This window comes from Neptuniibacter marinus (assembly GCF_965223595.1).
Lineage (GTDB): Bacteria > Pseudomonadota > Gammaproteobacteria > Pseudomonadales > Balneatricaceae > Neptuniibacter > Neptuniibacter marinus.
Window position 1 is genome coordinate 2,745,521 of sequence record NZ_OZ245004.1, and the last position, 21,252, is coordinate 2,766,772.

A 21,252-nucleotide genomic window follows, 5' to 3' on the forward strand; every position below is an offset into this window, starting at 1 on the left:
ACGTCTTACTTTCAAGCGAGTTCCATTCTATAAAGCTTATTAAGCTCTGGTCAACGAAAAAAACACTTTTATTCAATAAATTTTCAATTAATTTTATTTATGATGAACAGGTTAAAGAAATCCCACCTGCCCACTCAGGTGGTGCAGCAGAAAAACGACTAAATTCACTGCGTTCATCCATAGGATTACGCAGTAACATCAACAAATCATGAACCAAGGTAAAGTCCCCTTCCGTGGCCGTACGAATCGCTTCTTCCGCCATATAATTACGTAATATATATTCTGGGTTAACCGCCCGCATTTGGGCACGACGTATAGGAAAACTGGCGACCTCTTGCTCAAGGCGCGCCTCATAAGCGATTAGCCACTCACTTAAAGCCGCAGGTACTTTAATCAACGCCATTAGAGCAGCGGTAGAAGCATCAGAACCATCAAAATTCGATAAGCAACGGAAAAACCTGTTCATATCAACAGAATAAAGCGCAAACAGCTTAAGCAATGACATGACTAGCTCTTCATCAGCTTCATCTTGTAACTGTAGGCCCAAGCGTTTCCTGAACTCAGCCAGCTCTGCTTGTTTATATTGTTCTGAATACTGATCTAGCACAACTACCACATCATCACGTTCAATTAGAGGTAATAAAGCCTGTCCAAGACAGGATAAATTCCATTGAATGATTGAGGGCTGATTTGCAAAAGCATAACGGCCTTGATGATCATTACCATTAGCAACATGGTCTGGTTTGTAATGATCCATAAAGGTATAAGGCCCATAATCAAAGGTCTCTCCAATAAGCGACATATTGTCCGTATTAAGGACCGCATGAACAAAGCCGTATGCTTGCCACTTTGCCACCAAAGAAGCACTTCGCTGCACAACCTCTTTATACATAGAGAGATAAGGCTTTTCGGTCTGCAAACAATCTGGAAAATAACGTTCTAAACAATAGTCTGCTAAAACCTTAAGCTCATCATGCTGACGGGTATAATAGAGGTGCTCAAAATGGCCAAAACGGATATGACATTGAGTGACACGTAAAACCGTTGCGCAGGGTTCCATCATCCCATTACGCATAGCTAGCTCCTCACTGCCCACTAATGACAATGCACGAGTCGTCGGAATACCCAAACCATGCATAGCTTCACTAATCAGATACTCACGAATACTAGAGCGCAGTACGGCACGACCATCACCAAAACGAGAAAAGGCCGTTTTTCCAGCCCCTTTCAGATGCAGATCCCAACGTTCACCTTTTTTATTAACCACCTCACCTAAGAGTAAACCTCGACCATCACCTAACTCAGGGTTATAAACGCCAAATTGATGACCGGTATATTTCATCGCTAAAGGCTCACTGCCAGGTAAAAGCTCTTCACCTCCCAGATAACCGGCTATGAGTGAAGGATTAACAGCGCAAGGATCAATATCTAGTAACTGCGCAACATCAGGATTAAAGCCAATTAAAAATGGATTTTTAAGCGGTGTAGGATGAAGCCGCTGATAAAAATTTTCAGGTAGACTAAGATAACTGTTATCAAAATTGAGTGTTTTCAGCGTTGCCATTGAGTAATCGTCCGACATATAACGTCCTTTTACCCTATCATTTTAGTCAGGTATTATCATCCCAAATATTATGCGGTGATAACAAAAAATGAACGCAGAAGTAAATACAGAACCAAGCTATCAAGAGAGAATATGGCAAGCGGTATCAATGATACCTAAAGGCTATGTCGCTACCTATGGGCAAGTTGCCGAACTAGCGGGATTACCGCGTATGGCTAGAGCTGTGGGTCGTACCTTGAGCCAGCTACCAAAAGACACTCAACTGCCTTGGCATAGGGTCATCAATGCAAAGGGGATGATCTCTTTCCCTAGTGAAAGCGAAGCATATAAACGCCAGCGCTTTCGACTAGAAGAGGAAGGCATCAGTTTTATCAATGGTAAAATAAAACTGAAAAGTTACCAATGGCGCCCCTAAAGATATAACACCGCTATCTTTAATGGCGACTGACCATCCGGTGATGGGAAATCTGACTCAGGTGTTAGAAGCTCTATATTCTGAATAGGTCTACCCGCTTTGTCAGCACAACGTTTTACCACATCAAGCCATTCATCCATTGGGACTTTAGCCACGTTGTTTGTGCATATAAGAGTCCCACCCTCTTTTGTCGCTAATAGAGAGGGCTTTAGCACACTCGGATAATCGCGAATAAGATCAACTGTACCAAAATGACTTTTCGCCCATCTTGGTGGGTCAAGATAGACTATATCAAACTGCTGTTGCTCCAAACGAGGGAAGGTACGCGGCTTTTGTCCACGACGAATGCGCTGTTTAACGGGGATACCAGCAAACTGCTTCACAGCAGTAAAAAAATCGCTTTGAATAAACTTGATCTGTTCTGAGTTTAAGTTATTAAGCTCTGAGTTTTCTTGGCCAATGGCCAAATTGCGTTCTGCAAAATCTACATTTACAACCGTTTCAGCACCCGAAATCGCCGCACAAAGTCCTACACCGCAGGTATATGAAAACAGGTTAAGTACGCTTTTGTTCGCAGCATGCGCCTTGATGTAACGCCGACCTACGCGCATATCAAGGAAGAGAAAAGGGTCTTGACCTGAATGCTTACCTTTTACTCGGTAATTCACCCCTAACTCTTGCCCTACTAGCGTTAAGCTACGTTCATCATTAGCATCCTGCCGACGCGAGTTACTTGCACTACGATCGTTATAAATGATCTCTTCCGTAGAAAACAGTATGCTGTAAAATGCCTCTATCTCGGCAACTTGCATTTCATTTAGAGAATCATGAAAGCTTTGGATCAGAAGTTGAGGTCCGTAACGATCAATTGTTAAGCCCGCCATACCCTCATTCGTACCATGAAAAAGCCGGTAACAGTTTGTCTCTTCTGCATGAAGCGTTTCAAGTAAAGAGGCTCGATTTTGATAAGCTTGCTGAAGTAAGGGGACTAAGTCTGTCATCTGATCTGCACTAAGAAGGTAAAAGGGGCTGCGATTCTACGTGGTCAAAGGCGATTAAGAAACGATAGAGATACGCCAATCATGAAAAGGGATTAGTGATCCCGCTTATAACACCAACACTCGGTTAGATGGTCATTCACCATACCAATAGCCTGCATATAGGCATAAATAATAGTAGACCCCACAAAAGACATACCCCGCTTTTTTAAATCTTTTGAGATGAGATCACTTATTTCAGTGGTAACCGGCACCTGTTCGAAAGTGACCCAGTGGTTAATAATGGGTTTATGATCAATATAAGCCCAAAGATAATCAGCAAAAGAGCCAAACTCTTGTTGAATCGCTATAAAAACAATAGCGTTTTTCCGTGCAGAGTAGATCTTAAGTTTATTACGTATAATCGCTGCATTCTCGCGTAAAGCTTCAAGTTCCTCATCGCTCATCGCTGCTACTTTGTGCACATCAAATTGATAAAATGCTTGACGATAGCCCTCACGCTTTTTTAAGACCGTATCCCAACTCAGTCCCGCTTGAGCCCCTTCTAACACCAGCATCTCAAATAACTTTTGATCATTTCGCTCAGGAATTGACCATTCATTATCATGATAATCGGCATAATAGCTTTGATTCGGTTTGTTACCGAAGCAACGTTTTTTACCATCCGTTTGTGAAACGTCCACCCTCTACCCCTTCAACCAAACTGCACATCATTTGCTGTTACGCAGGTTAAAATACATCTGTGCACATCACGACCAACCAATGGTTTCCATATAGCCGTTAACACAATCCCGTATCTCTTTCGTTGTATGTAACGTCAACGCCTGCTGTAAAACTCCTTGGGCATCTTTACTATCAATCATCCTAATCAATTTTTTAATTTTAGGTAGGTAGGCAGCCCCTAAACTCAATGATGAGAGCCCCATCCCTAGCAATAAAACAACTGCAAATGGCTCAGACGCAAGTTCACCACATAAACTGATCGGTAAACCAGCCGCTTTCGCATTTGTAACTGCACGATTAACCTCATGCACAACGGCTGGATGTAGAGGATCATAAAGATTCGCCACTCGCGCATTATTACGGTCCACTGAGAGTAGATACTGACTAAGATCATTGGAACCAATTGAGACAAAATCTAGTTCTTCAGCCCAAAAAGGGATCTGTGATATAGCCGCGGGCACTTCAATCATACAACCGACTTTGGGTGGATTAACGCTAAACCCCTCCTCCTCCAGCTGCTCTAAAGCATTACAAACCAGTTTTTTGAAGGACTGAATTTGCTCTTTAGCAGAGACCATAGGTATCAATATATTTAACTGCCCATCCGTTCCCGCAGATAAAAGCATTGAGCGAATCTGAGTCAGTAAAAGATGAGCATTATCTAAACCAAACCGAATCCCGCGCCAACCTAAGGCGGGGTTCATTTCATCCTGTATAGGGAAATAAGGCAATTGTTTATCCCCACCAATATCGAGGACACGCATATTGATAGGCTTTGACGGAAAAGCGGCAAATATTTGGGAATATATTTGTATCTGCTCATCTTCCGTAGGAAACGCTTGGCACGTCATAAAAGGTATTTCAGTACGATATAAACCTATGCCTTCGGCACCGCTCGTCACACTGGGTTTAATATCATTAACCAAGCCGCTGTTAGCCATTAGCTTTATTTTCACACCATCGACTGTCTGCGCTGGTAAATCTTTAAGCTGCTTGAGTTGCTCAACCTCTTTGCTGTTCTTTTTACCCGCTCTACGATACTCATTGCAGATAGCTTTACTTGGATTTTGAATAACGCAGGCATTATCCGCATCGAGTACAATTCGCTTCCCTTGAACGAAATGATTATTTCGCCCAATCCCAAGCACCGCAGGGATACCTAAGGCATTAGCAAGTACAGCCGTATGTGAAAGATAGGAGCCGTTCATGCACACAATACCGGCAACAATACCGGTAGGGAATATAGCTACATCAGTCACACCGATATCAGAACCCAATAAAATAATAGGCGTTTTCGGTAAATCTTTTACATGACTATCAACAGGGCCGTTATAAATATTGAGGATTTTATTACCTAAATGGAGGAGATCATCAGCCCTCGCGGCTAAATAAGAATCTTCCATAGCCCTAAATGAATCGGCATAGGAATAAAGAGCGCGCTTCAGTGCCGTTAAAATATTAGCACCGGACGTTACTTCAGACTCAATCAGCACATTTAAAGCGGGATCTAGCAGTAGCATTTGATAAGCATCAAAAATACCGGAAATACTGCCATCACCTAAGCTCTGACCTAACAGAGCTTTCTCTTCATTTAAGCTAAGAACAACCTCCTCTTTAAGCGATTTCCAGCGTGCTAATTCCGCTTCGACATTATCACACTGGCCCACCTGAATCTGATCTAAACTCGCTGAGGAAAGTGTATACACCGGAGCAACAGCAATACCTGGAGCCCCTTTCACGCCCTCAATGCGGAAATTTAATTGTTTCCTGCCTTTTTTTAAACGCATGACATTAGGCACAATTGCCGCTAAGTGAGCGGCAAGCGTGACTAAAAGTGCTTCATAATCTTCAGACAGTTTTTCTGCTCGCCTGTTTTGTACAACTAAACCACCAACACTTTCACCTTGTCTTACTAAAGGAACGCCACAGTAACTTTTAAAAGCTTGCTCGCCTGTACTCGGTATAAATTCGTAGCCTTTTTCTGTAGAGGCATTGGCCACGTTAATTAAGTGTTTAGATGTAATCACTCGCCCAATCAGACCTTTACCCTCACCAAGCGAGATAGGATGATCAGCTTTCAAACCATGAGTGGCAAAAAGCGTCGGTTCACGTTTTTCATTTAACAGATACAAACTACATACATCGATAGAGAAGAGATCGCTAATAGAATCTACAATCAGCTTGATCTGCTTTTCAGGGTCGACTTCATTACTAACCCGGTTTATAAGTTTGGAGATCTGGAATACGACATTTTCCATCTGATATCCCTTAAATTAGCTAATTACTTGGTATCTTATTCTTTATGTTTTTTAGCTGCTTCCACTAACTGGATCGGCAATGGCTTAGTATGCTCTCCCACATAGACACTAGTATGCGGGAAAGGTATCTCAATACCTGCCGTATCTAAGGCCTTTTTACAAGCAATTAGGAGTTCACTTTTCGCATCTTTTAGCTCGGTCCGTACCACCCACACTGAGAGTTGCAAATCCACTGATGAGGTATTAAACATAGTTACAATACAGAAAGGTTCTGGATTAACCAATGCACGAGGATGGTGCAGTGCAGCCTCAAGTAAAACAGTTCTTGCAACTTCTATATCTTCGTTGTAAGCAATACCGATAACAAGATCTACACGACGTATAGGAAAGCGTGAAAGGTTAACAAAGGTCGTTTTAATTAATGTTTCATTAGGTACACGAATCATTACATTATCAAAAGTTCTAAGCTTTATAGACAATAGGTCAATGGCTATAACTTCCCCTGTAAACTCATTCAACGTCAATACATCGCCCACTTCAAAAGGTTTTTCCGCGATCAAAAACAAGCCACTAATTAAATTAGACGCAGATGTTTGTGACGCAAAACCTACAGCAACAGATAAAACCCCTGCGGCACCTAGCAGCACACTCATGCTAAAGCCTAGCTCTTTTAAACCTGATAGGAAAAAGAGCATAAACAGTAGATAAAAAATTAACATACTGCCCAATAGCTGGTGGTGGGTACTTAATTTATTATCGCTCAACTTACGAAACAGACGTGAAGCTAGCTTGGCAATAATAAAACCAACAACAATAAACAGTACGGCCCTAACCCAAGACACAAGGGCAACGCTTTGTAAAAATTCAGGCATCATTTATCCCATTATCAACTTCATAGCTGTACGAAGCCTACTGGATTGTTTTGAATCTCTAGCCGTGGATATTTTTTCACATCCACCCAGTTCATCCGGTGGTTTTTGTGACGTAACGATAACGGTTTCACCCGTTTCAGCATCCATTCTGAATCTAATTGATTCAGTCCAGAACCCTGCGGATTCTGAATAAAACAGACTCAACATATTCAAAGGTAGTGACAAGCGCTGAATAGTTAATGGGGAATGGCTACTATCATTAACAATTTCCAACGCGGTAATTGCACGGTGCTCTTTACGGCTCACTTGGCTTAATTCAGACGGTGCTGCCGTTTTAGCGCTATAACACAACGCACCTTCTATGGAACTGCTACCGACCCAACTCATGCGCGGTATAACTGCAGGGTATTCCGTCATCACTTTTTGCGTATCTATCGTTTTTAACTGTACCCACAAGGATGTACTAACATACAACACTACCCGCCCTTTAGGGCCTAATTTAATGGGCGTGTCTGCATTCACTTGATAAGGTTTATCCGCTAGTTGCAGCTCGATATAAACAGACTCCTCCTCTGGCCCACTATAGAGACGTTCTCCGACTTTAACCCCTTGAGGTAAGTCGTCTATTTTTCGTAGGGCTTCACGTAAGGCTGGCTTATCTCGGCTTTGATAATTTACTGCCGTAAGAAGCTCATTGCCATTTTGTTGAAAAAAGAGCGTCAGATCACCCAGCGCCATGGAATACCACTGTTTTTCTTCTAGATTTAATTCTTGCTGAGCAGGCTGATCAATTATATGCATTATCTATCCAACTAAAGAATCAACAGCGTTCCTAACCCCAAGAACGTCACAAAACCTACAACATCAGTCACTGTTGTTAACACCACAGCACCCGACAACGCAGGATCAAACTTTAATTTATCCAAAATCAAAGGAATATAAACACCCGATAGCGCCGCCACCATAATATTTGCCATAACAGCAATACCTATAACCAAGCCAATAACGCCACTATCAAACCAATACCAAGTCACCAAGCCAATAACAACCGCCCAACCCACTCCATTAAACAAGGCGATACCTAGCTCTTGCTTACTCAATAACCATGAATTTCTAAATGTCACCTGCTTAGTCGCTAACCCCCTAATAATAAGCGTCAATGTCTGACTACCGGCAATCCCTCCCATAGACGCAACAACCGGCATCAATACAGCTAAGGCCACTACTTGGCTCAGTACTGCTTCAAATAAACCTATAGTCCACGATGCTAAAAATGCTGTTAGTAAGTTTAATCCTAACCAAACAGCGCGTTGCCGTGCCCCTTTAAAAACAGGAACAAATAGATCAGCAGATTCATTAAGACCAACTTTGGCCATAAATTGTGATTCGAAATGCTCCCTTGTAATCCACAAAGCTATAGCTTGTGTAATACACCCCACAAGCCGCCCATCATTATCAACAATGGGTAAGGAATATTCGCCCGAATGCTCTAAAGTTTCGGCTGCGGTCATTAATGGATCACTCCCAAGCACGGGACTCGACACTGTTTCAATCATCCCTCGCACCATCCGTATTGGATCTTTCTCTTTAAGCAATACAGAGACAGGGATAACCCCTAGAAACAGCCCCTGCTTATCAACTACAAAGACCTGATCAAAAAGTTCCGTCGTTCCTCTCTTTAATGCTCTGATCGCATCTCTTGTTTTTGCATTCGGCGGAATAGTCACTATATGATGATCGGCATAACGACCTATATGCTTTTCATCAAATTCCGCCGCACCTTGATACCAACTTTTCTGTTTGGAATCTAAATAACCGAATGCTTTTTCAATCAGCTCTTCTGTTAGGTTATCTGATAACTCAATCAGACTCTCTGCATCTAACGACCTTAAAATAAGATCTAAAGTGCTTTCATCTAGTGTTAATAGAATAGAATCCCGCGCCTGATAACGCATCCCCAAGAGCACTAAAGTTTTTTGCTCATCGGGAACTTGTTGCCAACGTGCACAACGGCTTTCAATAGGTAGCGATTCCAGTAATAAACTGATTTCAGTGGGTACTAGCTGTTCAACCGCATTATCAAAAACAACGGACGGGCTCTCTTCTGGAGTATTAAGTTGAGATACAAACCCTTCAAGATCTTCTTTTTTTTCTATTTCATTCATTCAAGAGCCTAAAACATCAAATAATTGATACGAAGTCATATATATGCACACTTTGTTGTTCATCAAACAATCCTACGATCTAAAAAGTAACTCTATCTAAAGGATCAATTGATAAATAACGAACAGAAAACAGCAGGTTAACGGCTCTAATATTGACATTACTCGCTTTCATTTCATGACTCAATTTATAACCGAAAAATTACCCATTATCCTCTTTAACTATGTTAAAAGGGCCGTTTAACTGTGCATATATTACCAATGGACTCTACAATTTAATTTTACATTCAAGCTAGCCCATACCCTCCATCTACAGGATAATGCCGATCTAGCTTCTATCTCTGTTACATCAAAAAACAGACGGTAAAATAAAGAAAATGAGAGCCTCACCACTTGAATATAAGCACAGTGCAGTGTGCTAAGTAGTGAGATTAACCATAGAACACAAGTCATATTTTTAAGGATAGTTCATGAAAGTTGCAATTTGGGGCGCAGGCGGAATTGGTTGCTACTACGGAGTAAAGCTACTTAACGCCGGTCATCAGGTTACTTTTATTGCACGAAGCGAACACCTGGAAGCAATGCAAACTAAAGGACTGAGGCTACAGCATTCATCCATCAACTTCCAAGGCCCTGTGAACGCATTAAGTCAGGCAGAGTGGTCTGATAAATATCAATGCAATGACTTCGACCTCATCATCCTCTGCCTTAAAAGCACAGCTACTGCAGCTGTCATAGATGAAATGGCCTCTTGGTTAAAACAGGGTAGCTGCCCTATTCTATCCCTACAAAACGGTGTAGATAATGAAGCGCAAATAGCCGCCGTTATTGGCCAAAAAAGAACGCTGGGGGGATTAGCCGTTAGAATAGGTGGACATATTACCCAACCAGGAACAGTAGAGGCTGACGGTATTGCGCAAATTATATTCGGGCAATGGCCGAACACTCAAAAGCAGACAGATACAGCTTTATTAAACACACTATATGAGATGTTTAATGCGGCTAATATTGATATTCAAGTCAGTGATGACATCCGTCGCGAGCTCTGGCGAAAACTCTTAATCAACAACGGTGTTAATCCGTTATCTGCCCTAACGGAATTAAATACCCGACAGATAACATCAGAACCTCATTTAGGCCGAACCGTTTACAAAATGATGGAGGAAGCCGCTCAAGCAGCAAGTTATGACAATGTGACCCTAACAAAAGTAGATGTGGATGAAATGTTCACACTGATCAGTAATTTTAATGCGATTAAAACATCGATGCTGGTCGATTTAGAAAAAGGTAGGCCTTTAGAACAGGATGCCATTAGTGGCGCAGTCATTGAGCGCTGCCTAAAACTCAAAACCCCTGCGACGACAACTGAGCTCATTGATACATTATTACGTATTAAATGCGACAAGCTCGCTCGGGCAAAAAACAACTAAGGTATCTCTCCAAACAGATTATAGATAGGCGTCACTTTGTAAGAGCTTTAGCAAAACCGCGACCTGATGCTTTCACTTCGTACAACGCCCTATCTGCCTCGGCCATCAATTGGCTCAAAGTCTGAATATCATCATCTAACTCGGCTACACCAATGCTTAAACTAAAATGAAGTTTCTCGGTTTCTACAGCAACCACTTCAAATTTTGCGAGTTCTGAAATCCGGTTCGCAATCATTAAGGCTGTATTTCTTTCAGTCTCCGGCATCAAGACACCAAACTCTTCACCACCTAAACGAGCTAAAAGATCTCCTTGGCGTATATTTCTCTCTAGAAATGCGGCCATACTTTTTAATACTTGGTCACCCGAATAATGTCCATATTGATCATTAATTCGCTTAAAGTGATCCGCATCAATCATCAAAAAGCTTAATGCTTTGTTGTTTGCTTTCGCCTGTTCAAACAATGTGTAACCAAACTCTAAAAAGCTACGCCGGTTATATAAATAGGTAAGACTGTCTTTCGTTGCTAAAACCTCTAACCGTTGACTATAAGCCTCTTTCTCAACTTCGCGACTTTTACGAGAGTCAATATCCATATGAAACCCCGAAACCCTTCGGGGATTCCCCTGCCTATCTCGTTCCACAACCGTTCCTTGCGTCAAGATCCAAACCCATCTTCCACTCTTATGCCTCATTCTTAATTCATACTGAAAATGAGCAGAGTAACCCAAAAGATGCTTTTGCAAAGCCTCTTCGACCTGAGCAAGATCATCAGGGTGAACTAAAGAACGCCATGTTTCAAAAGAGGTCGGCATTAATTCTGAGAGCTTATACCCAAGCATACTTGCCCAACGCTCATTTAATTGCACCTTTTCAGTGGTGCAATCCCAAACCCAAGTACCAATATGAGTTGCCCAAATAACCTCCTCTAACCGTCCTCGCTCGATAGACAATTCATTTTGTGTATCAGATAGTTTGCGGTGACTTCTTAATAAAAAGAGATAACTGATTATTAACGATAAGAGTAATGCAACCGCAAGAACAATCGACAATTTATACTGCGTCCAAATATCTACGAGTGAAATTGGTAGGTCTTGCTCAAAAGGAGGAAAGCGCTGTCTACGTAGTAAATGAGAGATACTGGAATAATTGGCAGGAATATCGAAACCGCCTATTTTCATTGCCCTAGAAGAACGATCAGCGGGTGTTAATTTAAGTAACTCAGCGACTACAAATTTTGTGATATTCTTATCGATGTAGGGCAAAGCGGCAAAAGGCCATTCAGGGTAAAGGGTTGTCGATGATATAAGAGGAAATGATGTAAGAGATTGCTGGTTAATAATATAAACCTGCTCAAGTGACAACTCACCTTCGGCCACCATCTGTTCCAAAATCCCCGTTCTAACAAACCCAGCATCTACATCACCCGAGAGAACCTTTTTCACAACTTGATCATGGGGCATACCTAATTCAACAAGTTCAAGGCTATTATGCAAACCTTCGAGCTGATTATCCAACACAGAGGCTTGCATTTGATACCCACCCAAAGAAAAAGTGCTAACAATGGCCACTTTTTTATTCTGTAAACTCTCTAAATTGGTGATTGAAGAATTACCCGCTTTAGTGAAAATAACGCCACCAAAGGATTTAAGAAGCCGCTCACCTGTTTTATTTACCCTAGTCAAAATAGGAGAGGAGAGCCCATAAACTTCCTGTAAATATAAATAGAAACTGGGATTTGCCAGTATATACGCCACACTCCGGTTAGCTACCGCGCGTTCTAACTCATCAAAATAATAAGCTTTCACTGTAAATGAATACTTATCGCTCTTTTCATTCAGTAGATCAGCCAAGGCTCCCCAGCGTTGCTTCACAACCGATTTATCTCTAACAGCCAAGACCCCAATCGTTATTTGTTCAGGAATCATTGCAAACAACGTAGAACTATAGCAACTCTGCGCTATACAAAAACCTACTAACAATCCCGACAGTCGATTCATCATGGGCTAACAAAGCGTGAGTCAACAAGGTTATCAGTATTAACAGGCGCATTAAGCAAGCCTGATTGAGCCATAACCTCTATTATTTTATTTCCCACTCGCTCAACTTTAGAAGGAGACCCTACCATTAAGCGCTGGTTATTCGATCGGTTGGGTAGAAGTAAGCCTTCAAACAAAAAAGGTATTAAATCCGGCTCCATTCCTAAACGAGGGGCCATACGGTATAGAGCATCTTCTCGCTGTACATCAAAATGACGCAGCGCCTTAAAATGCGCATCAATCAGATGAGTAATTTGCTCACGCTTATGTAAAGTTGCTGTTTTTACCGCCAAAACATCTAAAATTATTTCCGGCATTGATCGACTATCAAAAACTTTATACCCACCCGCCATGATTAACTTTCTGGCCACAGGCTCGTAAGTGATAACGCAATCAATTTTTCCGTCAAGCCAAGCAGTCTCTTGATCATCTATAGTGATATCCACAACGGTAATATCATCCTTAGTGAGGCCGGCTTGATCTAATAGATGGCTTAATACAACCGTACCTAAAGCTGAGATTTCAACACCTATGCGTTTGCCTTTTATATCAGAGAGTTGAGATAACCTTGTACGCGAAATAACTTGATCCGCGCCAGCCGATATATCTAAGATAGCAACAACTGTGAGTTCTATCCCTTCTGACCTAGCTCGTATCACTTCATCAAAAGTTAAAGTCGCAGCTTCGACTTTACCCTCTTTGATTAATTCCAGTGATTCACTGGCAGAATAAGTATTTTGAAAGCTTATCTGTGCAGTATCCACCCAGCCCAATTGATCAGCGAGATACATAAACGTATAACCGGGCCAAATATGAGTAGCAACAACCAATGGATCTTTCGAACTAGAACAACCATTAAGTAATGTGAGCAAAAAGATAAAAAACGCCGTAAATAGCCCCTGTCGAAACTTCCGTTTTTTCATATTTATCACTTAACGAGAAAGAACAATATAAGTGTAGATTAATGACGCATAAAAAACAGCCATAAGTCAGACTTAATCATGACCCGCATCACATAAATAAAATTAACCTATAAAAACGGCTAAATTTACGACTACCAAAAGCAAAAGAGCTACAAAAACCACTAAAGAAACCGGTATAAGGCTAATGTGCTGAATTCTGTACAAAAAACCAGCTCTTAAGATACTGGCCGAATTCAATGCAAACGCAGAAAGGTATCTTCTATAAACTGATCGATACACTGATTATCTTTATTTATCCGTATATAGGCGCGAAACCCTATTAATTGAATCTGTAAAAACTGCGCCAAACGACGAGTATCGCTTGAGGAACTAATCTCACCTGCGTCCTGAGCCCGAATAAGCACAGCTTCCAGACCATCCTCCATCATATTTAACAGGCGCTTAGATTCAGCTAAAAGCTCAGCATTATCTTCAGTAAGCTCTGACACAGTTTTAACCAACATACACACTTCACTGTGTGCATTATCTTGCTGACGCTTAACAATCGATCTAATAAACAACTTAAGTGCTTCTAATGGTGAGGAGGTTTGCTCTTGGCACTTTTGCATATGTCGAATATTAGCATCTGTATAGCACTTTAATGCCTCTTTAAACAAACCCTCTTTACTACCAAAAGCGGCATAGATACTGCCAGGTCGCATATCTATATGATCCTGTAGATTCCGCATAGATGTGGCATGAAAGCCTTTTTCCCAAAATAGATTAGTAGCTTTCTGAATCACCACGTCCCTATCATGCTTTATTTGATTAACCATCGTCTTTCATCACCAGTTGAACATTTGTTCAAATTTTAACTTGAACATTCATTCAAGTCCAGTTAAGCTAAAAATGAACAAACGTTCAATAACTTTACCACGAGAAAATAACTGCAATTACGCACTATTTTTTAATGGAACTTTTTTCTGGAGAAAATATGAAAACCTTTACTTTGCACACCATGGAATCCGCGCCTGAAGGTAGCAAAACTCTTTATGAAACATCATTAAAAAACTTTGGCATGATTCCCAACTTACATGCAGTTCTTGGTGAAGATCCAGCAACACTCGAAGCTTACCAGCGTTTACATGACCTATTTCAACAAACAGCTTTTGATGCAGCAGAACTAACTGTCGTTTGGCAAACCATTAATGTAGAACATGATTGCGCCTATTGTGTTCCTGCCCACAGCATGATTGCTGATATGATGAAAGTTGATCCTGCGGTAGATCAAGCATTAAGAAATCAGACAAAAATGCCTACAGATAAACTGCAAGTACTCCATGAAACAACGCTTTCAATCCTACGTAACCGCGGCCACTTAACGACTGAAGAACTAGAAAAATTCTATACTGCAGGTTATGAGCAAAAACACATCCTTGGCATTCTGCTCGGCTTATCACAAAAAGTTATCAGTAATTACACAAACCATATTGCTAAAACGCCCGTTGACGACATGTTCAAAGCCTTTGTTTAAAACAAGTTAATAAACCTAGTCGATTAATTCAGAGTATTCCACAAAAGCAGTCTGTAGAATGCTCTTAAAGGGTGGGACAGGCATGATACAACAATCAATCGGTTTTGATGTTTATGGAACCCTTGTTGACCCTGTTGATATGGGCCAACACTTAGAGCAACTCACTGGCACTAAGGCAAAAGCCTTTGGTCAGCTATGGCATGATAAAAAAGTAGAGTACGCCTTCCGTCGTGCTTTAATGCAACAGTACGAAGACTTTAGTGTTTGTACGTTACAAGCATTACGCTACTGCATGGCCACTTTTAATATCGAATTAACTGAAGACGAGCAACGCCATTTAGTAAGCGAGTTTGCAAACCTTAAAGCCTTTGATGATGTTATTCCCGGCTTAATTAACCTGCAGGAAAAAAAGCACCTGTTATGAAGTGACCCCCAATAGTTGGACAACCAACTCTGGGGGTTTTTATGGCAAAGTACAGCAGAGCATTTAAAATTGCTGCAGCTAAACAATACCTTAACGGTACATCTTCCCTATCATTGGGAGCTGAACTAAACGTTCCCGCTTCTCTGATTCGTTACTGGACTCAGGTTTACCGGTTTCATGGTGAGACCGCTTTTCAACCTCCCATCTCCCCTTATTGCGCACAAGATAAACTTCGCATGCTTAATAAAATGTGGGCAGAACAATGGTCTTTAGGTTATACAAGCGCATACTACAATCTCGTATCCCCTGGTACTCTCTATGTTTGGCAGCGCCGCTATAGGTCTTCAGGCATAAAGGGATTAGAACCCAGTAAACGCGGAAAAACGTTTATGACACAACAGTCGTCACCCCCTCAGTCCTCAAAAATTAGTGAGATGACGCCCGAGGAAATGCAAAAAGAGCTTGAATACCTTAGAGCGGAGAACGCTGTTCTAAAAAAGTTAGATGCCTTGTACCTGAAAAAACAATCTCAAACCAAGAGAAAGCGTTAATCGTTCAGGAACTCAAGGCGACATTTAAGCTGACGCTTCTTTTGAAAGCGTGTGAGTTATCACGCAGTGTCTTTTACTATCAGTGTCAGGCGCTGCAGAAGCCTGATAATTACGCTCGAGAGAAAGTAGTGATTCGTCAAATTTTTGATGAACACAAGGGACGTTATGGCTACCGACGGATTCTATTGGCATTACGGGCTTTCGATATATGGTTAAATCATAAGACGGTACTGCGTCTGATGACGGCGCTGAAATTAAAGTCGATCGTTCGTCCTAAGCGCTATCAGTCCTATAAAGGCGATATAGGAAAAGGAGCACCACATGTACTGCAGCGTAATTTTGATGCGCAGAAGCCTAATGAGAAATGGGTAACGGATGTCACAGAATTTAATGTTAAAGGCCAAAAGATTTATCTGTCTCCAATCATTGATCTGTTTAATCGGGAAGTAGTGACGTATAGGACAGCAAAGTCTGCACGTTTACCGTTAGTTACAGATATGCTTGAGGAGGCCGTTGAGGGGCTTAAAGAGTGTGAGTGTCCGATATTTCACAGCGATCAGGGTTGGCAGTATCGAAATCCACTGACTCAGAAAATTCTTTCTGAGAGAGGTCTTACACAGAGTATGTCAAGAAAAGGGAACTGTTTGGATAATGCGGCCGCCGAAAGCTTTTTCGCCGTACTCAAAACAGAGATGTATCATCAACAAGAGTTTAAGAATGCAGACGACCTGATAAATCAGATCGACGAGTACATCGAGTATTACAATACAAAACGTATTAAAGTAAAACTAAAAGGCCTGACTCCGGTTGAATACCGCAAGCAGGCCTTATTAACAGCCTAATAAAAAAGTGTCCAACTTTATGGGGTCACTTCATGTTATCTGCTTTTTCCAATGGCCCAGAAATCGCCGTTCGCAAACTGCTTAACAATGCAGCCGTATTACCCCTTTTAGACCATGTTATCAGCGTAGATGACCTAAATACCTATAAACCGAATCCTCAGGTCTATCAATATTTAATGAAACGTACCCAAGCCAACACAGAAAATAGTTGGATTGTGTCTAGCAATCCTTGGGATGTGATTGGCGGGAAAGCCGCTGGTTTAAAAGCCGCGTGGATAAAACGAGGCGTAGGAGAGATCTTTGACCCTTGGGATATTGAACCTGACCTAATCGTCAAAAACTTAGTCGAGTTAAGCGAAGAAATAGACGCTTAATTTAAAAAATAATGCTTCATAACTCCTCAGAAGAATTAATATGACAAATACATATACGCCACCAAAAGTTTGGCAGTTTGATGAAGAAAGCGGCGGAACTTGGGCTAAAGTCAATCGCCCTGTATCTGGCGCTACACATTCTGCAGAACTCCCCATAGGCGAGCACCCTTTTCAGCTTTACTCAATAGCAACACCCAACGGCCAGAAAGTGACCATCATGCTTGAAGAGCTATTAGCTTTAGGCGTCACCGACGCAGAATATGATGCTCACCTAATCAATATTGGTGAAGGGGATCAGTTTTCCTCTGGCTTTGTCGCCGTAAACCCTAACTCAAAAGTCCCTGCATTAATGGATCACTCAGAAAGCAACTCTTCCACTAGAGTATTCGAATCTGGAGCGATTCTGTTATACCTCGCAGAGAAATTTGGCAAGCTACTATCCAAGAATGTAACAGAGCGCACAGAAGTACTTAATTGGCTCTTCTGGTTACAAGGTTCAGCCCCTTACCTTGGCGGCGGATTCGGTCACTTTTACGCTTATGCGCCAGAAAAGTTTGAATACCCTATCAACCGTTTCACTATGGAAGTTAAGCGCCAACTCGACCTGCTCGACAAGCAACTCGCGGACAACAAGTTTATCGCGGGAGGCAGCTATACCATTGCAGATATAGCCATTTGGCCTTGGTACGGTAATCTTGTACTCGGCAAGCAATATGATGCGGGAGAATTTCTCGAGGTAGATAGCTACCAACATGTTAAACGCTGGGCTGAAGAGGTTTCACAACGTCCGGCCGTTCAACGGGGTCGAATCGTCAATAGAACCTGGGGAGAGCCTTGGGAAAATCTAGCTAATCGACATAGCGCCTCTGACATCGACCAAATTCTACAGTTAAAACCTAAGGTGTAGTCCAGGTATAGTTAAGGTGCAGTCAGCCCCATCACAGGCACCGAGGGGCACAAAACCTCCACTAAATCCTCTATCTATATAGGTTGAGGATTTTTACAGCACATACCAAAGTAACATTGGCAGTGAGGCAAAGCCCATAAAAGTCGATACAATAACCAACCCAGCCACCTCTTGTGGCCTTTGATCATAGAGCTGCGCAAACAGATAACTAAAGACAGCAGCAGGCAGAGAGCACTGTAGAATAACAACACCCGCAGCGGCGCCACTCAGTCCCATACCCCAGACAATACCTAGTCCAACACCGACCCCCATACCTAATCTTAAAAAAGACAAACCGAAAGCAGTTTTCAGCCCTCTAATTTTAAGGCTCGCAAGGGAAACCCCCAGCGTAAACAACATCAAAGGAATGGTTAGATCACCAATTAACTTAGTCGTATTGAATAACCACTTAGGTACAGTTAAACCGGTAAAGAGAAACAAAGAGGCTAGCAAGGTCGCTGGAATAATCGGCATTTTTAGCAACGACATTAAGGTAAATTTTCCAGAGACAAACGCAACCCCCACCGTTAACTGCAACACTACATAAACCGTAAAGAAAGCAATCGCTAGGGCTAGCCCTTCATCACCAAAAGCTAACAGACAAAGAGGTAGACCGACATTACCAACATTAGGCCAGCTCAACGCTTGCAGAAAGGCACGATGGGGCAGTTTAAGAAGCGTAAGAATAACTCCCCCAATCACAACAAAAGCTAGGTTGGCAATAAGTGCAGAGAGGCCCATTTTCCATAAATGAGATATTTCCAACTCCACTGTTGCTAAAGCATAAAAGACTAAACTAGGGGTGCCAAAATAGGTGACTATAGATGTCACCAATCCGGTATCAAAATCTTTACCACTCTTCGACCAACCATAGCCAATAGCTACACAGACAAAGACGGGCGCTAGAATGGAAAAAATTTCTGAAAACATAAATCTATAACCTAAGACGTTTTAACAAATTAAATTTAAGGCGTTAAGAATAATATGCACAGCCTTAACGCAACTAAAAATCAACGCGCCTGCAAGCGGTATTGCGAGGGCGTACAGTGAAAATGTTTACTAAAAGCTCGGCTAATCGCTTCCTGACTTTTGTAGCCATAACGGGAAGCAACCGTCTTAACACGCTCTCCCCTTTCCAGGTCTTTACGCACTAAAGCTAAGCGCCACTCCCGAAGATACTGAGCTGGATTCTGGCCAACACAGGTTTTAAAACACTCCATAAATTGGCTTCTAGATAATCCAGCAATATCAGCAAGATCTTCGATATGCCATTCAAATTCAGGACGCTCATGAATAGCCACAATCGCCTTACAAATCCGGTCATCCGCCAAACCAGCAATCAGCCCTGTTTTCTCAATATCTGATTGAATCGCATGCCTTAATAAAATAACGACCAAGACCTCAAACAAACGCCGGATAGTCGTTGCACGGCCACAACGCGCCTCAACAATCTCACTCAATATTAGCTGACTAAGGTCTTGAATCGAACGCGCTTGATCAACAGCTAAAACGATCTTCTTAGGTAGAGCCTGCACAAGAGGGTTCGCCTCGCCCCCCATATCAATTGACGCTGCAACAATCAGCTCATCCCTAGTCGAGTGAACCACTTCTGACTTGAGAGGCCAAAACTCTATACGCCTAATCTCCCCGCTTTCAACACAGCCGAATAGAAATAGATTGGCAGCGCTTAAATCGTTAACAATATCTGCCCTTAAATCAAAGCGAGATATCAATGCAGAAAGACGATCCGGTTTACTCATTGAGGACTTAATACCTATTAAAAGCCAAACAATACCGGACTATAAGTCATACAAAAGAGACTTTTCAAGATAATTTATCCATTATCATATAAATCTAATCACTGAAGTTGTGATGAATAACCCATATGACTCACGAATCAACTTAGCCTTAGGAATATTGCAGCATGGAAATCGACTACTACTTCACCAGTATTTCACCTTTTACCTATCTAGGTCATTCTCATTTTTTACAGATAGCCAAAGAAGCTGGCGCACAGGTAAATTTTAAACCCGTCAAACTAGGTGAAGTGTTTGCTGAATCCGGCGCAACGCCCTTACCGCAACGCCCAAAAAGCAGACTAGACTACCGCTTAATTGAACTTGGTCGTTGGGCGAAGAAACGCGGCCTGCCGATCAACAAGCAACCAAGCTTTTTCCCAACCAGCCCCGTTTTAGCTGACAAGTGCATTATTGCGCTTCAAGCCTCAGGGGCAGAAGCCTGAGCAGTCATTGGCCAGATTTTAGCCGCCTGCTGGGAACACGAAAAAGACATTGCCGATGAAAGCACCCTCAGAGAGATACTCAAGGCACACACTATTGATGCGGATGCACTACTCGCGAGCGCACAATCTCAAGCTATTGAAAATATCTACACAAACAACACCAATGACGCCATTAACGCCAGTGCGTTAGGCGTACCCTCTTATCTACTTAATGGCGAACAGTTCTGGGGGCAAGATCGGCTAGAACTACTTGAAGAAACTTTGAAACAGTAAGAGAAGCCAAAGCGAACGCCACGAGCTAGACACAAAAAAGCCCTGCGCTAAGCAAGGCTTTTTCGTTTTAATAGATGGCGGTCAGGGAGGGATTATTTCACCCCTTCGGGGCCGTGCTCGCAGGCTCCCACGTTGTCTCGCTTCGCTCGGCTCAAACCCTCTTTTCGGGTTCTCATCCCTCTAAATCGAAGACACAAAAAAGCCCTGCGCTAAGCAAGGCTTTTTCGTTTTAATAGATGGCGGTCAGGGAGGGATTATTTCACCCCTTCGGGGCCGTGCTCGCAGGCTCCCACGTTGTCTCGCTTCGCTCGGCTCAAACCCTCTTTTCGGGTTCTCATCCCTCTAAATCGAAGACACAAAAAAGCCCTGCGCTAAGCAAGGCTTTTTCGTTTTAATAGATGGCGGTCAGGGAGGGATTCGAACCCTCGATACCTTGCGGTATACACGCTTTCCAGGCGTGCTCCTTCGGCCACTCGGACACCTGACCATCCTGCATTGAGTGCGGCATAAAGCTGCTCATCAACGCGGCGCGAATTGTAACATAGACTCCCCTATCCGCAAGGTATTTAACGGAAAAATTCAGTGATCGTTTTATCTTCAGGTATTTGTCGCAAAATAAACGGATTAGACGGTGCAAGAAAAGAGAAAATAAATCGATTAATGCCTAGATGCAACGATCATATTTTCTAAAGTCACTGGAGGAT

General features: G+C 42.3%; 20 protein-coding genes, 1 tRNA gene, 2 other RNA genes and 1 pseudogene. 9 read left to right on the forward strand and 15 right to left on the reverse strand.

Annotated elements, in window-relative coordinates; genetic code table 11:
- Nucleotides 1-97 precede the first annotated feature (97 nt).
- The gene (locus ACOQOE_RS12995; protein WP_420554200.1) at nt 98-1,582 is read right to left on the reverse strand and encodes a protein adenylyltransferase SelO; all 1,485 of its coding nucleotides are present in this window, start codon (nt 1,580-1,582) and stop codon (nt 98-100) included.
- A 70-nt stretch (nt 1,583-1,652) separates the two neighbouring features.
- Here ACOQOE_RS12995 and ACOQOE_RS13000 point away from each other — a divergent pair, with 70 nt between their 5' ends.
- Nucleotides 1,653-1,979, forward strand: a complete 327-nt coding sequence (locus ACOQOE_RS13000) for an MGMT family protein (protein WP_303415481.1) — start codon at nt 1,653-1,655, stop codon at nt 1,977-1,979.
- On the opposite strand, the gene ACOQOE_RS13005 is transcribed toward ACOQOE_RS13000, so the two are convergent.
- From ACOQOE_RS13005 to ACOQOE_RS13030, 6 genes are all read right to left on the reverse strand, one after another.
- A complete protein-coding gene (locus tag ACOQOE_RS13005; RefSeq protein ID WP_420554201.1) occupies nt 1,976-2,980 on the reverse strand; it encodes a class I SAM-dependent rRNA methyltransferase in 1,005 nt (334 codons plus the stop codon). The two genes, ACOQOE_RS13000 and ACOQOE_RS13005, sit on opposite strands and share 4 nt — an antisense overlap.
- Nucleotides 2,981-3,072: 92 nt before the next feature.
- Entirely contained in the window at nt 3,073-3,660 is a 588-nt protein-coding gene (locus ACOQOE_RS13010) for a DNA-3-methyladenine glycosylase I (RefSeq protein WP_420554202.1), read from the reverse strand.
- Between the two features lie 66 nt (nt 3,661-3,726).
- Nucleotides 3,727-5,958, reverse strand: coding sequence for a phosphoenolpyruvate--protein phosphotransferase (gene ptsP / locus ACOQOE_RS13015; RefSeq protein WP_420554203.1), 2,232 nt, complete (start codon nt 5,956-5,958; stop codon nt 3,727-3,729).
- 35 nt (nt 5,959-5,993) lie between these two features.
- Entirely contained in the window at nt 5,994-6,833 is an 840-nt protein-coding gene (locus tag ACOQOE_RS13020; protein ID WP_420554204.1) for a mechanosensitive ion channel family protein, read from the reverse strand.
- Complete coding sequence (locus ACOQOE_RS13025; protein ID WP_067863667.1) at nt 6,834-7,631, reverse strand: hypothetical protein; 798 nt, start codon at nt 7,629-7,631, stop codon at nt 6,834-6,836.
- 11 nt (nt 7,632-7,642) lie between these two features.
- Complete coding sequence (locus ACOQOE_RS13030; protein WP_067863664.1) at nt 7,643-8,995, reverse strand: magnesium transporter; 1,353 nt, start codon at nt 8,993-8,995, stop codon at nt 7,643-7,645.
- A gap of 467 nt (nt 8,996-9,462) precedes the next feature.
- Here ACOQOE_RS13030 and ACOQOE_RS13035 point away from each other — a divergent pair, with 467 nt between their 5' ends.
- Nucleotides 9,463-10,422, forward strand: coding sequence for a ketopantoate reductase family protein (locus ACOQOE_RS13035; RefSeq protein ID WP_420554205.1), 960 nt, complete (start codon nt 9,463-9,465; stop codon nt 10,420-10,422).
- Nucleotides 10,423-10,453: 31 nt separating this feature from the next.
- Here the strand turns inward: ACOQOE_RS13035 and ACOQOE_RS13040 are convergent, their stop codons facing one another.
- The 3 genes from ACOQOE_RS13040 to ACOQOE_RS13050 all read right to left on the reverse strand — a co-directional run bounded on the left by ACOQOE_RS13040 (nt 10,454) and on the right by ACOQOE_RS13050 (nt 14,198).
- A complete protein-coding gene (locus ACOQOE_RS13040; protein ID WP_420554206.1) occupies nt 10,454-12,424 on the reverse strand; it encodes a diguanylate cyclase in 1,971 nt (656 codons plus the stop codon).
- On the reverse strand, nt 12,421-13,383 hold the full coding sequence (locus ACOQOE_RS13045; RefSeq protein ID WP_420554207.1) for an ABC transporter substrate-binding protein: 963 nt from the start codon (nt 13,381-13,383) through the stop codon (nt 12,421-12,423). Before ACOQOE_RS13045 ends, ACOQOE_RS13040 begins: the two co-directional genes overlap by 4 nt.
- A gap of 233 nt (nt 13,384-13,616) precedes the next feature.
- Nucleotides 13,617-14,198, reverse strand: coding sequence for a TetR/AcrR family transcriptional regulator (locus ACOQOE_RS13050; protein ID WP_067863607.1), 582 nt, complete (start codon nt 14,196-14,198; stop codon nt 13,617-13,619).
- Nucleotides 14,199-14,356: 158 nt separating this feature from the next.
- Between ACOQOE_RS13050 and ACOQOE_RS13055 the strand changes: the two genes are divergently transcribed.
- From ACOQOE_RS13055 to yghU, 6 genes are all read left to right on the forward strand, one after another.
- On the forward strand, nt 14,357-14,896 hold the full coding sequence (locus tag ACOQOE_RS13055) for a carboxymuconolactone decarboxylase family protein (RefSeq protein ID WP_067863603.1): 540 nt from the start codon (nt 14,357-14,359) through the stop codon (nt 14,894-14,896).
- Nucleotides 14,897-14,978: 82 nt separating this feature from the next.
- Nucleotides 14,979-15,320, forward strand: a complete 342-nt coding sequence (locus ACOQOE_RS13060; RefSeq protein ID WP_420554208.1) for a hypothetical protein — start codon at nt 14,979-14,981, stop codon at nt 15,318-15,320.
- A gap of 41 nt (nt 15,321-15,361) precedes the next feature.
- The gene (locus ACOQOE_RS13065; RefSeq protein WP_420554209.1) at nt 15,362-15,871 is read left to right on the forward strand and encodes a helix-turn-helix domain-containing protein; all 510 of its coding nucleotides are present in this window, start codon (nt 15,362-15,364) and stop codon (nt 15,869-15,871) included.
- Nucleotides 15,871-16,713 carry an IS3 family transposase gene (locus tag ACOQOE_RS13070; protein ID WP_420555454.1) on the forward strand — a complete coding sequence of 281 codons (843 nt, stop codon included), beginning with the start codon at nt 15,871-15,873 and terminating at the stop codon, nt 16,711-16,713. Before ACOQOE_RS13065 ends, ACOQOE_RS13070 begins: the two co-directional genes overlap by 1 nt.
- A 32-nt stretch (nt 16,714-16,745) precedes the next feature.
- Nucleotides 16,746-17,087, forward strand: coding sequence for an HAD family hydrolase (locus ACOQOE_RS13075; protein ID WP_420554210.1), 342 nt, complete (start codon nt 16,746-16,748; stop codon nt 17,085-17,087).
- Between the two features lie 40 nt (nt 17,088-17,127).
- Nucleotides 17,128-17,994, forward strand: a complete 867-nt coding sequence (yghU, locus tag ACOQOE_RS13080) for a glutathione-dependent disulfide-bond oxidoreductase (RefSeq protein WP_420554211.1) — start codon at nt 17,128-17,130, stop codon at nt 17,992-17,994.
- A 93-nt stretch (nt 17,995-18,087) separates the two neighbouring features.
- Here the strand turns inward: yghU and ACOQOE_RS13085 are convergent, their stop codons facing one another.
- Together ACOQOE_RS13085 and ACOQOE_RS13090 are read right to left on the reverse strand one after the other, a co-directional pair.
- Nucleotides 18,088-18,963: an AEC family transporter gene (locus ACOQOE_RS13085; protein WP_067863594.1), complete on the reverse strand. Its 876-nt coding sequence runs from the start codon at nt 18,961-18,963 to the stop codon at nt 18,088-18,090.
- An 80-nt stretch (nt 18,964-19,043) separates the two neighbouring features.
- The gene (locus tag ACOQOE_RS13090; RefSeq protein ID WP_067863591.1) at nt 19,044-19,793 is read right to left on the reverse strand and encodes an AraC family transcriptional regulator; all 750 of its coding nucleotides are present in this window, start codon (nt 19,791-19,793) and stop codon (nt 19,044-19,046) included.
- Nucleotides 19,794-19,957: 164 nt separating this feature from the next.
- On the opposite strand from ACOQOE_RS13090, the pseudogene ACOQOE_RS13095 reads away from it, so the two are divergent.
- Nucleotides 19,958-20,548 (forward strand): annotated as a pseudogene (locus tag ACOQOE_RS13095) (2-hydroxychromene-2-carboxylate isomerase).
- Between the two features lie 75 nt (nt 20,549-20,623).
- Here ACOQOE_RS13095 and ACOQOE_RS13100 read toward each other — a convergent pair.
- The 3 genes from ACOQOE_RS13100 to ACOQOE_RS13110 all read right to left on the reverse strand — a co-directional run bounded on the left by ACOQOE_RS13100 (nt 20,624) and on the right by ACOQOE_RS13110 (nt 21,035).
- Nucleotides 20,624-20,745, reverse strand: a non-coding RNA gene (locus ACOQOE_RS13100) — RtT sRNA.
- A gap of 40 nt (nt 20,746-20,785) precedes the next feature.
- Nucleotides 20,786-20,907, reverse strand: a non-coding RNA gene (locus ACOQOE_RS13105) — RtT sRNA.
- Nucleotides 20,908-20,947: 40 nt separating this feature from the next.
- Nucleotides 20,948-21,035 (reverse strand) — tRNA-Ser (locus ACOQOE_RS13110).
- Nucleotides 21,036-21,252 lie beyond the last annotated feature (217 nt).